The 248-nt window shown below is 69.4% G+C and carries 1 protein-coding gene; it reads left to right on the plus strand.

Going from position 1 to position 248, the window contains the following annotated elements; translation table 11 throughout:
- On the plus strand, positions 1-248 hold a 248-nt coding region (locus HKX41_12650), incomplete at both ends, for a (Fe-S)-binding protein (GenBank protein ID NNC24984.1).

The raw sequence follows: 248 nt of genomic DNA on the forward strand, positions 1-248 counted from the left end.
GGCCGCCGTCGAGGTGCTCGAAGCCGCGAACGTCCACGTTCGGATTCCGAGCGACCTCGAATCGAGCGGTCGCGCCGCGTTCTCGATGGGGATGCTCGACACGGCCCGCGACCGAGCGCGACACAACGTCGGGCGGCTCCGTCCCTCCGTCGACGACGGCTGGAGCGTCGTCTTCGTCGAGCCCTCGGACGCGGTGATGTTCCAAGACGAGTACCTCGCCCTCCTCGACGGGACGGCCGTCGAACTCG

The sequence above is a fragment of the Salifodinibacter halophilus genome (assembly GCA_012999515.1).
GTDB classification, from domain to species: domain Bacteria; phylum Pseudomonadota; class Gammaproteobacteria; order Nevskiales; family Salinisphaeraceae; genus Salifodinibacter; species Salifodinibacter halophilus.